Annotated in this window: 10 protein-coding genes; 8 read left to right on the forward strand and 2 right to left on the reverse strand. The window is 62.0% G+C overall.

Annotated features, from left to right (window positions below; all coding sequences use genetic code 11):
• Positions 1-111: 111 nt before the first annotated feature.
• From VF436_RS08435 to VF436_RS08450, 4 genes are read left to right on the forward strand one after another with little or no spacing between them, the layout of a single operon-like run.
• Positions 112-1,257 (forward strand): ABC transporter permease, encoded by a 1,146-nt coding sequence (locus tag VF436_RS08435; RefSeq protein WP_330903565.1) that lies wholly within the window; start codon positions 112-114, stop codon positions 1,255-1,257.
• Positions 1,258-1,262: 5 nt separating this feature from the next.
• Positions 1,263-2,075, forward strand: a complete 813-nt coding sequence (locus tag VF436_RS08440) for an ABC transporter ATP-binding protein (RefSeq protein WP_414649830.1) — start codon at positions 1,263-1,265, stop codon at positions 2,073-2,075.
• A gap of 1 nt (position 2,076) precedes the next feature.
• The gene (locus tag VF436_RS08445; RefSeq protein ID WP_330903567.1) at positions 2,077-3,015 is read left to right on the forward strand and encodes an MlaD family protein; all 939 of its coding nucleotides are present in this window, start codon (positions 2,077-2,079) and stop codon (positions 3,013-3,015) included.
• Entirely contained in the window at positions 3,012-3,614 is a 603-nt protein-coding gene (locus VF436_RS08450) for an ABC-type transport auxiliary lipoprotein family protein (RefSeq protein WP_330903568.1), read from the forward strand. Before VF436_RS08445 ends, VF436_RS08450 begins: the two co-directional genes overlap by 4 nt.
• Before the next feature lie 31 nt (positions 3,615-3,645).
• On the opposite strand, the gene VF436_RS08455 is transcribed toward VF436_RS08450, so the two are convergent.
• Both VF436_RS08455 and VF436_RS08460 read right to left on the reverse strand, forming a co-directional pair.
• Positions 3,646-4,269, reverse strand: a complete 624-nt coding sequence (locus VF436_RS08455; RefSeq protein ID WP_330903569.1) for an alpha-ketoglutarate-dependent dioxygenase AlkB — start codon at positions 4,267-4,269, stop codon at positions 3,646-3,648.
• Between the two features lie 2 nt (positions 4,270-4,271).
• Positions 4,272-5,669 (reverse strand): amidase, encoded by a 1,398-nt coding sequence (locus VF436_RS08460; RefSeq protein WP_330903570.1) that lies wholly within the window; start codon positions 5,667-5,669, stop codon positions 4,272-4,274.
• Positions 5,670-5,828: 159 nt separating this feature from the next.
• Here VF436_RS08460 and VF436_RS08465 point away from each other — a divergent pair, with 159 nt between their 5' ends.
• The 4 genes from VF436_RS08465 to VF436_RS08480 all read left to right on the forward strand — a co-directional run bounded on the left by VF436_RS08465 (position 5,829) and on the right by VF436_RS08480 (position 13,289).
• Complete coding sequence (locus VF436_RS08465; protein ID WP_330903571.1) at positions 5,829-7,427, forward strand: electron transfer flavoprotein-ubiquinone oxidoreductase; 1,599 nt, start codon at positions 5,829-5,831, stop codon at positions 7,425-7,427.
• Positions 7,428-7,589: 162 nt separating this feature from the next.
• On the forward strand, positions 7,590-9,536 hold the full coding sequence (locus VF436_RS08470; protein WP_330903572.1) for a glycosyltransferase: 1,947 nt from the start codon (positions 7,590-7,592) through the stop codon (positions 9,534-9,536).
• On the forward strand, positions 9,533-12,376 hold the full coding sequence (locus tag VF436_RS08475) for a rhamnan synthesis F family protein (RefSeq protein WP_330903573.1): 2,844 nt from the start codon (positions 9,533-9,535) through the stop codon (positions 12,374-12,376). Before VF436_RS08470 ends, VF436_RS08475 begins: the two co-directional genes overlap by 4 nt.
• A gap of 166 nt (positions 12,377-12,542) precedes the next feature.
• Complete coding sequence (locus VF436_RS08480; RefSeq protein WP_330903574.1) at positions 12,543-13,289, forward strand: electron transfer flavoprotein subunit beta/FixA family protein; 747 nt, start codon at positions 12,543-12,545, stop codon at positions 13,287-13,289.
• The last annotated feature ends 22 nt before the right edge of the window (positions 13,290-13,311 follow it).

The following is a 13,311-nucleotide window of genomic DNA, read 5'->3' on the forward strand; positions in this document are numbered from 1 at the left end:
AGCGCAGAAATTTAACGTAAATCGCGTATCAACACACGTTTGGAAAAGCCATCCATAAAGATGGCCTTCAGATCCCGTCCCAACGCACGTTCCTACGTGTAAGATCGCGCCATGAATCCAACGGTAGCGACCGGAAGCGCCCAACTCGACGTCTCCAAGCATCCCCCGCAGTTGCGTATCGCGGGAGATTGGACCCTTGCCGGGTACGTTGCTCTGGAACGCGACATAGCCCGCGTCAAAACCCAGTTGCGCGACGACACGCCGATTGACATGGATGGCCTGGGCGCACTCGACACCGCTGGCGCATCCCTCCTGGTCGAACTATTGGGTGCCCGTCGCCTCGGTGAGCTGGCCAGAAGCAGCCCCGGCATGCCGGCGTCGCGACAAGCCTTGCTGCGCACAGTCGGCGAGGCGCTGGACAGCTACTGCAAACCAGCACCACCCGCTCGCCCGTCGTCGATCGCGGACATCCTGGAAAGAATTGGCGTGTCCATGGAAACGGTCTGGAAACGGACCGTGCAACTGCTGGGCTTCATCGGGCTGACACTGGAGACCCTGGCTCGCAGCCTGCCGCGCCCCCGACGCTGGCGCATCACCCCGCTGGTGGCCCATATGGAACAGACCGGCCTGGATGCCGTGCCGATCGTGGCCATGCTGACCTTCATGGTCGGCGCGGTGGTGGCCTTTCTTGGCTCCACGGTGTTGGCCGACTTCGGCGCCACCATTTATACGGTCGACCTTATTGGCTTTTCTTTCCTGCGCGAATTCGGCGTGCTGCTAACGGCGATCCTCATGGCCGGCCGCACCGCCAGCGCCTTCACGGCGCAGATCGGCTCGATGAAGGCGAACGAGGAAATCGACGCCATCCGGGCCATGGGCCTGGATCCCGTGGAACTGCTGGTGCTTCCCCGTGTGATGGCGCTGCTGATCTCCATGCCGATGCTCACGTTTGTGGCGATGATGGCCGGCCTGATCGGTGGCGGCGTGGTCTGCGCACTCACCCTGGGCATCACGCCACTGATGTTCATCTCACTGCTCAAGTCCGATATCGGTGTGCAGCACTTTCTGGTGGGCATGGTGAAGGCGCCGGTCTTCGCCTTCCTGATTGGCGTCATCGGCTGCCTGGAGGGTTTCAAGGTGGCCGGTAGCGCGCAATCGGTCGGCACGCATACCACTTCCAGCGTGGTGCAGTCGATCTTCGTGGTGATCCTGGTCGATGCGCTGGCGGCCTTGTTCTTCATGGAGATGGGCTGGTGAACGCCGTGACCACGCCAGCCTCGCAGGACATCATCCAGGTTCGCGACCTCACCAACCGCTTCGGCACCCAGGTGGTCCACGAACACCTGGATCTTGACGTACGCCGAGGGGAAATCCTTGGCGTGGTAGGTGGCTCTGGTACCGGCAAGTCGGTACTTCTGCGCAGCATCGTGGGCTTGCAACGTCCGACGGCCGGTCGCGTGCATGTCTTCGGCGAAGACCTGCTGACGTTGCCCGCCGTGCGGCGATCCCAGGTAGAGCGGCAATTCGGCGTGCTGTTCCAGAACGGCGCACTGTTCTCTTCACAGACCGTGGGCGAGAACATCGCCATGCCGCTGATCGAGCACGCCGGTCTTTCCCGCCAGGACGCCATGCACCTGGCTGGCGTGAAGCTGGCCCTCGCCGGACTCCCGTTGGGCACGGACGCCAAGCTGCCCTCGCAACTTTCCGGAGGCATGGTCAAGCGCGCGGCACTGGCACGCGCACTGGCGCTTGATCCTCAGATTCTGTTCCTGGACGAACCCACGGCCGGCCTCGATCCCATCAGCGCCGCCGCCTTCGACCAGTTGATCATCACGCTGCGTGACGCGCTGGGTCTGACTGTCTTCCTGGTAACGCACGACCTGGACACGCTTTACACCACCTGCGATCGCGTTGCGGTGCTGTCGCAGAAAAAAGTGCTCGTCTGCGACCGCCTGCAAACGGTGGCCGAATACGACGATGCCTGGGTGCAGGACTATTTTCACGGCCCGCGTGGCCGTGCCGCCGAACAGGCCGCCGAGCGTGTGGCCGGCGGCTCCATTGCCGAGGTGAAGTGAGATGGAAACCCGCGCACATCACGTCCTGATCGGAACCTTCACGGTGGTGATCGTGGCGGCCGCCCTACTATTTGCTCTGTGGCTGGCCAAATCCAGTTCTGACCGGCAGTTCTTCGAATACGAAGTGGTCTTTAATGAAGCCGTGACCGGGCTCTCGCAGGGCAGTGCCGTGCAGTACAACGGCATCAAGGTGGGCGATGTCACCCATCTGCGCCTGGACCCTGCCGACCCGCGCCGCGTGCTTGCCATCATCCGCCTGCGCGGCGACACCCCGGTATTGAAAGACACCCATGCAAAGCTTGCACTGACCGGCGTAACCGGTTTGGCCATCATCCAGCTCAGCGGTGGCACACCAGGCAGCCCCGCGCTCGTTGCCGCCGACGGTCAGATTCCGGTGATCGTGGCCGATCCGTCGCCATTGACCAAGCTGCTGGCCAACGGCGAGGACCTGATGACCAACATCAATGAAGTGGTCGCGCGTGCCAGTAAGCTGCTTTCGGCCGAAAATGTGGCGCACATCGACCAGACTCTCGAACACCTGGACAAGGCCACTGGCGTGATCGCCGACCAGCGGGAAGATATCCGCGAGTTGCTGCGCCAGTTGGCCATCGCCAGCAAGCAAGCCAACGCCACGCTCGCCCAGACCCAGAAGCTGGCCGGCAGCGCCAATACGCTGATCAATGGCCAGGCACGACAGACCCTGGACAGCGCGCGCGATGCCATGGCTTCGCTTGAACGCGCTACCGCGAGCCTGGACCGCATCCTCAATGACAATCGCGACGCACTCAACGGTGGCCTGCAGGGTCTCAACGAAGTGGGGCCTGCCGTGCACGAATTGCGCGACGCCGCCAGTTCGCTGCGCGGCATCACCCGTCGCATCGACGAAAACCCGGCCGGTTATCTATTAGGCCGCGATCGCAGCAAGGAGTTCGTGCCATGAGGCTTCACACCACCACCGCTTCCTTGCTGATGATTCTGCTAGCCGGCTGCTCGGTGCTGCCAAAAGCCGAGTCGCCAAGTATCTATCGCCTGCCGGCGACACCGCTGGCGCATGCCCGGGCGGCCAGCATGCTGACCGGCTCGCTGCGCATCGAAACCCCACAGGCTGGCCGCATGCTCGACAGTGCACGCATCGTCGTGCTGCCTGAAGGCAACGTGGTCAGCGTTTACCAGGGGGCGCGCTGGACCGATAGCGGTCCTGCCCTGTTCCGCAATCGCCTGCTGGACGCCTTCCGCGACGATGGACGCATGACGGCCTTGAGCAGCGACGACGCATCGCTGCAAGCTGATTTCAGTCTTGCTGGCAACCTGGGAGCGTTCCAGACCGAATACCGCGACGGCCAGCCAACGGTGGTCATTCGCTATGACGCTCAGTTGGTACGTACCAACGGCCTGCATATCCTCGCCACACATAGCTTCGAGATCGCCGAACCCGTCCAGGGCAAAGCCGTCCCGGAAGTCGTGGCAGCCTTCGGCCGCGCCGACGACGCGCTAGCGCGCCAGGTGGTCGAGTGGGTAACGGCGCAGCGAGTCCAGTGATCTTGGCACACCCGGTCAGTCGCTCAGATCGTCATCGCTGCGCAGGCTGAATCCAGCGAAAGGTGAGGTTCAAGCGCGGCTCGCTCTCACGCATGCGTCGCGGCAGATCGTGCTGATACAACGCCTGGGTGCGGCCAGCCATGCGCAGGAGACTGCCCGAGGGCAAGGTGATGGAACGCACCGTACGCACACCATCGCGCGAACGAAATCGAAAGCTGCGTTCGGCGCCCAGGCTCAATGACGCAATCACCGGCTCGGCCCCAAGTTCCGGCTCGTCGTCGCTATGCCAGCCCATCGCATCCTGGCCATGGCGATATAGATTGGCTAGCACACTATTGAAGTGCGCATCGCAGGCCCGCTCGACATCACCACGCAGATCGGCCAGCAACGGCGTCCACGGTTGCGGCTCGAATCGTGTGCGCGAGTAAACGTAGGTCGCCCCGGCATCGCCAACCCAGCAACTGAGCCGCGGCGAGTCGACCTGGCGGCCAAAGATGCGGATGCGATGCACCTCCCAGGCAATCTGCTCGCGCAAGGCCTCGAACAAGTCCGAGGCGCGCCCCGGCGTCAGCCATTGAGGTATCCAGCGCAGGTCCGCCCCAGGCAAGTCGATGCGTTCCCAATCCCTGCCTCGCGCCGCCGCAAACAGATCCACAGTCAGGCGATGGCCGGATACGCCGGCTCCGCGTCCAATGTGGCGGCGCAGACGGATGCCAGCTCAAGCAAGCGTAGATCCGAACCCCGGGCGCCAACCAGTTGCATGCCGATCGGCAGGCCATTGGGCAGCCGCCCCATGGGAATGCTCACGGCGGGACAACCGGCCAGGCTGGCGAAGCTGGTGAGGTCGGCCTGGGTATCGGGTACGGGGCCATCCAGCGGAAAGGCTCCCTGCGGCGTGGTCGGCAGCACCAGCACGTCAACCTGCGAAAAGAGCCGGCGCATCTTGAGCGTGGCAGCATCCAGCACGCGATCGGCAACAGCGTAATCGGCCGCGCTCTTGCTTGCCGCATAACCAAGCATCTTGCGAAAACGTTCGGACACCGGATGCTGCGTATCTTCAAGGTCGGCAGCAAACGTGCCGAGCATTTCCGCCTCCATCAGCAGCAGGCCGGCACGACGCGTCCTGGCAAAGTTCCAGTCGTCGAAGTCGACCGTGCGCCGCTCACCGAGCTCACGCGGAAGCTTTTCAAGTGCCGCGTTGAATACCTCGATGACGTCGGCCTGGACGCCGAATCGGCCCAGATCACCCAACAAGCCTGCCCGCAGATTGCCCGGCTCCCAATCTGGCGGCGAAAACGCCACACGTCGTCGGCGCGAACGCGCATCGTCAGCGTCGTAACCGGCCAGCACCTGCAAGAGTACAGTCAGGTCGTCCACGCTTCGTGCCAGCAGACCGACCGCATCCAGACGCCGCGCGGCGGCGACCATGCCACGCGTCGAAATCTCGCCATGTGTCGGCTTGAGCGCGAATATGCCGCAATAGCTGGCAGGAATGCGGATCGAACCGAGGCTGTCCGAACCGATGGCGGCCACCGCCAGACCTGCGGCGACGGCCGCCGCCGCACCGCCGGATGAGCCACCCGCGCAGTATCCGTGACGATAAGGATTGTGCGTGGGGCCATGGTGCGGATTATCCGTCACCGCGCCCAGCGCGCCCTCGTCCATGTGAGTCTTGCCCAGGAGTACCGCACCGGAGGCGCGCAGGCGCGATACCACGTGGGCGTCCTCCTGAGCTGGCGCCCGGCGACCAGCCAGGCCGGCACGCGTAGGCCAACCGGCTACGTCGAAATTATCCTTCAAAGCGATCGGAATGCCGTCCAGGCGGCCGATCACGCCGTCGCGGCGCCGATGCTGCGCTGCTCTCGCCTGCTCCTGCACCAGGCCCGGCACGGAGCCCAGATAGGCGTTGAGCTCCGGATTGATCCGCTCGATCGCATCCTGGTACACCTCGGCCAGGACCTCCGGCTGCACCCGTCCGGCGGCAAGCCAGTGCAGCAACTGGCAGAGGCTGGCGCGGCGCATATCCAAAGGGGCGATCGGTGGCAATGTATTCATGATCTCTCCAGCAGGCTTTGCTGATTATCGCCGCCGGATGTGAAACGTTTGCAAGCCGTGCTGCACCACGCGTTGCCCCTGGGTGCGTGAAAAAGGACAATGGCGCTTTTCCGTACCCGCCAGCACGGTGACACCGTGCCAGCCTGATTGGAGTCCGCCATGAGCGAACGCGAAACGATGGAATACGACGTGATCGTCGTCGGTGCAGGCCCCTCCGGCCTGGCCTTCGCGATTCGTTTGAAACAGGTCAAGCCGGATATCTCGGTATGCGTGATCGAGAAGGCTTCCACCATCGGTGCGCAGATCCTCTCCGGTGCGGTGATCGAGCCGCAGCCACTCGACGCCCTGCTGCCGGGCTGGCGCGACAACCCGCCACCGATCTGCATCCCGGCCAAGCACGACGAGTTCTACCTGCTCAGCAAGACTGGCGCGCGCAAGCTGCCGATCCCCCCGGGCATGCATAACCAGGGCAATTTCATCGTGTCGCTGGGCGCCATGTGCGCGTGGCTGGCGCCGCAGGCCGAAGCCCTGGGCGTGGATGTGTTTCCCGGCTTCGCCGCCGCCGAGAACATCTACAACGATGACGGATCAGTGGCCGGCGTACGCATCGGCGACATGGGCGTGGCCAAGGATGGAACCCACAAGCCGGGCTACACGCAGGGCATCGATATCAAGGCGAAGCTGACCGTGCTGGCCGAAGGCGCACGGGGCCACCTGACCAAACAGTTGATCAAGCGCTTCGCGCTGGACAAGGACAGCGATCCGCAGGGCTACTCCATCGGCATCAAGGAACTGTGGCAGGTGCCTGCGGGCCGGGGCGATCCGGGCAAGATCGTGCACACCTTCGGCTGGCCGGCGGACCCGCATACCTATGCCGGCAGCTTCCTGTACCACCTGGACAAGGACCGCATCGCACTGGGCTACGTCAGCGGCCTGGATTACAGCGATCCCAACTACCAGCCGTGGGAGGCCTTCCAGCAGTGGAAGAACCATCCAACCGTCAAGCCCATGCTGGAGGGCGGCACCATCCTGTCGGCCGGTGCCCGCGCCATCGTCACCGGTGGCTATCAGTCACTGCCGAACGTGGAAATGCCAGGCGCCCTGCTGATCGGCGACACCGCGGGCCTCCTCAACGTGCCCAAAATCAAGGGTACGCACCAGGCGATCCGCTCGGGCATGCTGGCCGCCGAGCATGTGGCCGACTCCCTCAGCAGCGCCGGCTGGAACGCCAGACTGCGCGGCTCGGAAGTCATGACCGAGCTCAAGGCAGTACGCAATATCAAGCCTGGTTTCAAGAAGGGGCTGTGGCTGGGCATGTTGAATGCAGCCTGGGAGACCGTCACCGGCGGCGCCTCGCCCTGGACACTGAAGAACAAGGCCGACTACAACGCCCTGCACAAGCTTGGCCAGCAGGAAGAACCCAAGCGCGACTACGTGCAACGCGACCTCGCGCCACGCGACCGCCTGGCAGGCGTGTACTTCGCCGCCACCGAGCACGACGAAGACCAGCCGATCCACCTGCGCGTGGCCGACACCACCATCTGCATCGATCGCTGTGCCACGGAGTTCGGCAACCCCTGCCAACGCTTCTGCCCGGCCAACGTGTATGAGATCGTCAAGGACGAAGCAGGCAAACGCTTGCAGATCAACGCAGCCAACTGCGTGCACTGCAAGACCTGCGACATCAAGGACCCCTACCAGATCATCGACTGGGTGACGCCGGAAGGCGGCTCGGGTCCGAATTACCAGAATCTCTGACCGCGTGAAGGATCGAAGCTGAGCCGGCACCTGACATGGCGCCTCAAGCGCCTGAATTATTTCCGCCAGCGACTGCTTGGAAGCATCGCACTGCGCGGCTGGCGCGGCACGTTTGCCCGCGTACAGGATGAACTGCGCAAGCGGCCGGCGGTCGATCCTTCATTGACGTTGCTCCCGCTCGAATCGTCATGCGAGCCGTTTGCATTACCCACCAGCGATGTGCCACGGGTATCAATCATCATTCCGGTGTACGGCAAGCTGCCCTACACCCTGGCGTGTTTACGTAGCATTGCGCTACACCCGCCGAGCATGCCGTTCGAAGTGATAGTCGTCGATGACGCCTCGCCAGACGACAGCGCCGAAGTGCTGGCACGGATCGATGGACTGATATTACTGCGAAATACAAGCAATCTCGGTTTCATCGGCAGCTGCAATGCTGGAGCATCGGCTGCCCACGGCGAGATCCTTCATTTTCTCAATAACGACACTCAGGTCACCGATGGCTGGCTGGATCGCGCTATCGAATGCCTGGACGATGAACCCGGTTGCGGGCTCGTCGGCAGTCGCCTGGTCTATCCTGACGGCCGGCTGCAGGAAGCCGGCGGATTGGTCTTCGCCGATGGCAGTTGCTGGAACATAGGCCGTTTTGAATCGCGCAACCAGCCCGCTTACCTGTATCGCCGCGATGTCGACTACGTCACCGGCGCGGCCATGTTCATGCGTCACGCCCTGTTTGCACAGCTCGGCGGGTTCGACCTGCGTTACGCCCCGGCTTATTACGAAGATACCGACCTGGCGTTCGCGGTGCGCAAGGCTGGTCATCGGGTGGTGTACGAACCTCGCAGCCTGGTCATTCATGCTGAAGGCATCAGTGCGGGCACCGACCTGGGCACTGGCATGAAGCAACACCAGCGTGCGAACCAGGCAGTCTTCGCAGACAAGTGGCAACACGAACTTGCGCAACACCCCCCTCGCGGTACCTCGCTGGCACAGGCCATCCATCGCAGGCAGCGCGGCCATATCCTGATTGTGGGCAGCGCCACGCCAGACGCTGCGCGCGATTCCGGTTCGCTGCGCATGATCTCGATGTTCCGTATCCTGCACGAGGAAGGCTATCGCCTGAGTTTTTTCCCCGACGATGGGCAGAGCGGCAGCCAGAATACGGCAGACTTGGGCAAGGTTGGCGTAGAGCTGCTTGGCCGGCCTTGGGTACCGAGCCTTCCGGGCTGGTTGGAAGACAACGGCAAGGGGCTTGATGCCGTCATCCTGTCGCGCCATGGCGTCGCCGGGCAATACCTGAATTTCGTTCGCCGCTCGGCGCCGCAAGCCTTGCTGGTGTTCGACACCGTGGACCTGCACTTCCTGCGCGAACAGCGCGCTGCCGACCTGACTGGCCTGCACAGCATGCGTAAGCAGGCCGAGGCATCGCGCCGTAGCGAATTGCAGATAATCCATAGTAGCGACATATCGCTGGTGGTCAGCGCGCATGAACAGCAAATGCTCAAAGAAGCTGCGCCTACGGCACGAGTTGAACTGCTCAGCAATATCCATGAGGTCATCGGCCGCAAACACCCGTTTGCCGGCCGCCGCGACTTGGTGTTCATCGGCGGCTATGGCCACCCACCGAATGTCGATGCGATCGACTGGATTGCCACGGACATCCTGCCCGCGATTCGCGCATTGCTGCCCGATATCTGCATCCACATCGTTGGCGACATGCCCGAGCATGTGCGGACGGCCCTGGAACGCCCCGGCTTGATACTGCATGGCCGCGTGCCAGATCTTGCTCCTTGGCTCGAAAGCTGCGTGGCCTCGATAGCGCCCCTGCGTTTCGGCGCCGGCGTGAAAGGCAAGATCAACATGGCCATGAGCTATGGCCTGCCGGTCGTCGCCACCACGATTGCCATCGAAGGCATGCATCTTGAACATCTGCGTAATGTCTATGTCGCCAATGATGCCGAACAATTTGCTCATGCCGTCAAGGCCATGCACGACGACGAGACACTGTGGATGGTGCTCTCCGACGCTTCCCTGCTCAATGTCGAAACGCATTTTTCCCCAGACGCAGCGCGCGCCGTGCTGCGCCGCATCCTCGCTCGCGCGCCATGAGCCGATTGACCCCTGACGGCATATGGCGCGTCTTTCGAGACACAGTGCAACGGCACGGAGGTGGCTGGACAGGCATCGTATCGGTGATCGGCCGCGGCATACGCGTGGCACGTGCGCTAGGCATGCATGGCCTGCTTCGCCGCATTACGGCGTCACACGAACGCCATGCTCCCATGGCGCATGCAGTAGCACATGCGAACCTGAAACCTCCCATACCTGCTGACCTGTTAGATATGCGGATCGGCATCATGATCCACATGTTCTACCCCGATCTCGCCGAGGAATTTAGTCGATCGCTGAGTCTGGTACCGCGCCCATTCGTGCTGATGATATCGGTAGTTGACGACCAAGCGCGCGAACAGGTGCAGCGCCAGATGCAAAGCCTCGCCAATATGGAGCGATTGATCATCAAAGTCGTCGCCAATCGCGGCCGCGACATAGCCCCGATGCTACTGGCCTTCCGCGATGAGATTCTCGCCACGGACGTGTTCTGCCACCTGCATACGAAAAAGTCATTGTATTCCGGGCAGGAGCAGACACATTGGCGTCATTATCTGGTCGATTCGCTGTTCGGTGACATGCAACGGCTGGCCTGGATTCTAGGCATGTTCCAGGCCAATCCCGACCTGGGGCTGGTTTATCCCGAAAGCTTTCGCGGCGTGCCCTTATGGGGTCATACCTGGCTGGGTAATGCCGATTGGGGCAGACAACTGGCCGCTCAACTGGGCTTGGCCATCGACACGACCCAATACCTGGACTTTCCAGCAGGCTCGATGTTCTGGGCGCGCAGCCAGGCGTTGCGCCCGCTGTTCGAACTTGGCCTGCGTCTGGAGGCCTTTCCCGCTGAGCAGGGCCAAACCGATGGTACCCTTCAACACGCCATCGAGCGCATGCTCGGCCTGGTCGTACGTCAGCAAGGTCTGCACCTGGGCATCCTGCCGACTGATGGGCGCCTTGATCTGGCCGGCGAAGGCGAGCGCAATCGACACACTTATTTCCAGTTGCCGTTTGCCGCCAGGTTGGAGCAGGCCTCGTTCGAAGCCCGGATCATATCGTTCGACGTATTCGACACTCTGGTTCTACGCCCATTCTTGGAACCGGCTGGTGCACGTGCCTATTTCGGCCATGTCGTGCAACGCAGGTTGGGTATCGCCGATGCGGCAAGGCTACGCGATGAAGCCGAAGTGGCGATCCGATCTGAACATCACGGCGTCGATCCTGATCTGGACACGATCTACCGCACGCTCGCCCAACGCGCCGGACTGCCATCGGACCAAGCCCAGGCCATGCAAGCGCTCGAACTTGAGCTAGAGAAACGTTGGCTGCGACCGCGGCAGGCGGTCATTGATGCCATGACCGTGCTGAAACCCGATCAGCTGCGTATCGGGGTGTCGGACATGTATCTTGGCGAGCCACTTTTGCGTGCGATCCTGCCCGGAGAAGTCACCGGATCACTCTCGAAGATCCACGTGTCGTGCGACACCGGCTGGCGCAAGGACGACGATCAGGCGTGGAAGCATTTGTCGGACATCACGGGCATTGCACCCGCGCATTGGTTGCATGTAGGCGACAATGAACATGCCGATGTGCAGCGCCCCCAGGCACTCGGGTTTATCCACCCCGTACATGTGCTGCGCCCTTCGGCGCTGTTCGACGTGGTTCCAGGGCTGCGCGTACTGCGCCCATCCCCACAGCAGCGCTCGCGCTGGCAGGACCAGCTCTGGCTCGGGCTGGTCGCCAATCACTTCAGCGCGACCGCCGATGAAAGACCTCAGGATCTCGTTGGCTCCCCTGTCATGCGCGATCCGGAGACCTTCGGTTACGTCGTCATCGGGCCGCTGGTTGTTGACTATCTGGCATGGCTCGGCCGCATGACCCTGGCCAGGGGGGCACGCAAGCTATTGTTCTTCAGCCGGGAAGGTCACTTGCTGGAGCGCGTGTTTCGGCGCATGCAACAGGCCGTGCCACAATTTGCGCAGATCCAGACGCACTACCTGCTGGTATCCCGACGCGGCGTGAATACCGCTGCGATACGTAGCATGGATGATCTCACCCATGCGCTCGGCAGCTCCTTTACGGGGACATTGCGCGGGCTGATCGAAACTCGCCTGGGTGCCGACATGGCAAACGCCTGCACCAGGATACTGGGTGACAGCGACATGCAACGCGAGGTCTATCTGCCAGACATGCGCGGACAGATCATCACCATGCTTGCGCCTGCACAGGCCGCCATATTGGAAATTGCGGCCCGCGAACGCATGGCTTACCTTGAGTATTGGAATAGCCTGGTCGAAGCCGACGAACAGGTCGTCGTATCCGACATCGGCTACGCAGGGAGTATCCAGGCACAACTTAGCCGATTGACCGAGCGGCCCTTGAGCGGCATGTATTTCGCTTTGAACGCGTCAGCGAGCCAAATGGAAACCATAGGGGGCGAGGCATTCGCGCGATTCCATGACGAGCGCGCAGGCGATTTCTCGTCACCCGTCATGGACCACCACTTGCTGTTGGAGTCGATACTTACCGCACCACATGGGCAGTTTTCGCATTTCACGATAGATGAGGATCGTTCCTACCATGCTCATTTTCGTGTGGCCGATAGCACGGATACGTCATGGGAAACCATCAAACGCATTCATGATGGTATTGAGCGCTTCATGCTTGACGCGACGGAAGCGATCGGTGAAGACGTCATCAATCTGGATCTTGATACCCGTCTTGTCCAAGTTCCACTCCAAAAGGCAGCGCGTGGTCGATGGACTGCCAGCGGCTGGGACCTCACGCTATCAGCCGAAGACATGTATACAGGACGCGGAAACGTTCTGATCCACCCGGCCTGAATGTCCTCACCCGCAGCAAGCAAATTTTCCCCATGTGCCGTAAAGTCTCACGTTTAAAACGATACACGGGCTAAATTCGGAGCGCCCAAGACCACTATGGCGCTCTTTCCGCACCATACGCAGTAGAATGTGCGGTTGCGATCCCCATAAATCGAGAGGACCTTAGATGAAGATTCTGGTCGGCTACAAGCGCGTCGTGGACTACAACGTACGCATCCAGGTCAAGCCCGATGGTACCGGCGTGGTCACCGACGGCGTCAAGCTGTCGGCCAATCCGTTCGACGATATCGCGCTGGAAGAAGCACTGCGGCTGCGTGAAAAGGGCGTGGCGGAAGAAGTGATCGTGGTTGGCATCGGTCCGGCCGATCTCACCGCGCACCTGCGCAACGGCCTGGCGATGGGCGCCAATCGTGCCATCCATGTACAGACTGCCGAAGCGATTTCGCCGCTCACGGCCGCACGGGTGTTCCTGAAGCTGGTGGAGAAGGAGCAGCCTGGGCTAGTCATCGTCGGCAAGCAGGCCATCGATGACGATGCTAACCAGACGGGCCAGATGCTGGCGGCGCTTTGGGAGCGGCCGCAAGCCACCTTTGCCAGCAAGGTGGAAATCGCCGATGGCAAGGCCACCGTGACTCGTGAAGTGGATGCGGGCCTGGAAACGATCGAGGCGGAACTGCCTGCGGTTATCACCACGGACCTGCGCCTCAACGAACCGCGCTTCATCAAGCTGCCGGACATCATGAAAGCCAAATCCAAGCCCATCGACGTCATTGAACTGGCCTCGCTCGGCGTGGATGCCGCCGATCACATCAAGACCACCCACTATGCCGCGCCCCCCAAGCGCAGCAAGGGTGTCATGGTGAAGGATGCCGCCGAGCTGGTTGCGGCCCTCAAGCAAAAGGGCCTGCTGTAAGGCAGCCGCACAGGAGATATCA

It is taken from the genome of Dyella sp., from assembly GCF_036384435.1.
Lineage (GTDB): Bacteria > Pseudomonadota > Gammaproteobacteria > Xanthomonadales > Rhodanobacteraceae > GSA-30.

Excerpts from the sequence above, each read along its gene's own strand:
- VF436_RS08435 (WP_330903565.1), top strand. The coding sequence starts at position 112 with ATGAATCCAACGGTAGCGACCGGAAGCGCCCAACTCGACGTCTCCAAG.
- VF436_RS08445 (WP_330903567.1), top strand. The coding sequence starts at position 2,077 with ATGGAAACCCGCGCACATCACGTCCTGATCGGAACCTTCACGGTGGTG.
- VF436_RS08450 (WP_330903568.1), top strand. The coding sequence starts at position 3,012 with ATGAGGCTTCACACCACCACCGCTTCCTTGCTGATGATTCTGCTAGCC.
- VF436_RS08460 (WP_330903570.1), bottom strand. The coding sequence starts at position 5,669 with ATGAATACATTGCCACCGATCGCCCCTTTGGATATGCGCCGCGCCAGC.
- VF436_RS08465 (WP_330903571.1), top strand. The coding sequence starts at position 5,829 with ATGAGCGAACGCGAAACGATGGAATACGACGTGATCGTCGTCGGTGCA.
- VF436_RS08475 (WP_330903573.1), top strand. The coding sequence starts at position 9,533 with ATGAGCCGATTGACCCCTGACGGCATATGGCGCGTCTTTCGAGACACA.
- VF436_RS08480 (WP_330903574.1), top strand. The coding sequence starts at position 12,543 with ATGAAGATTCTGGTCGGCTACAAGCGCGTCGTGGACTACAACGTACGC.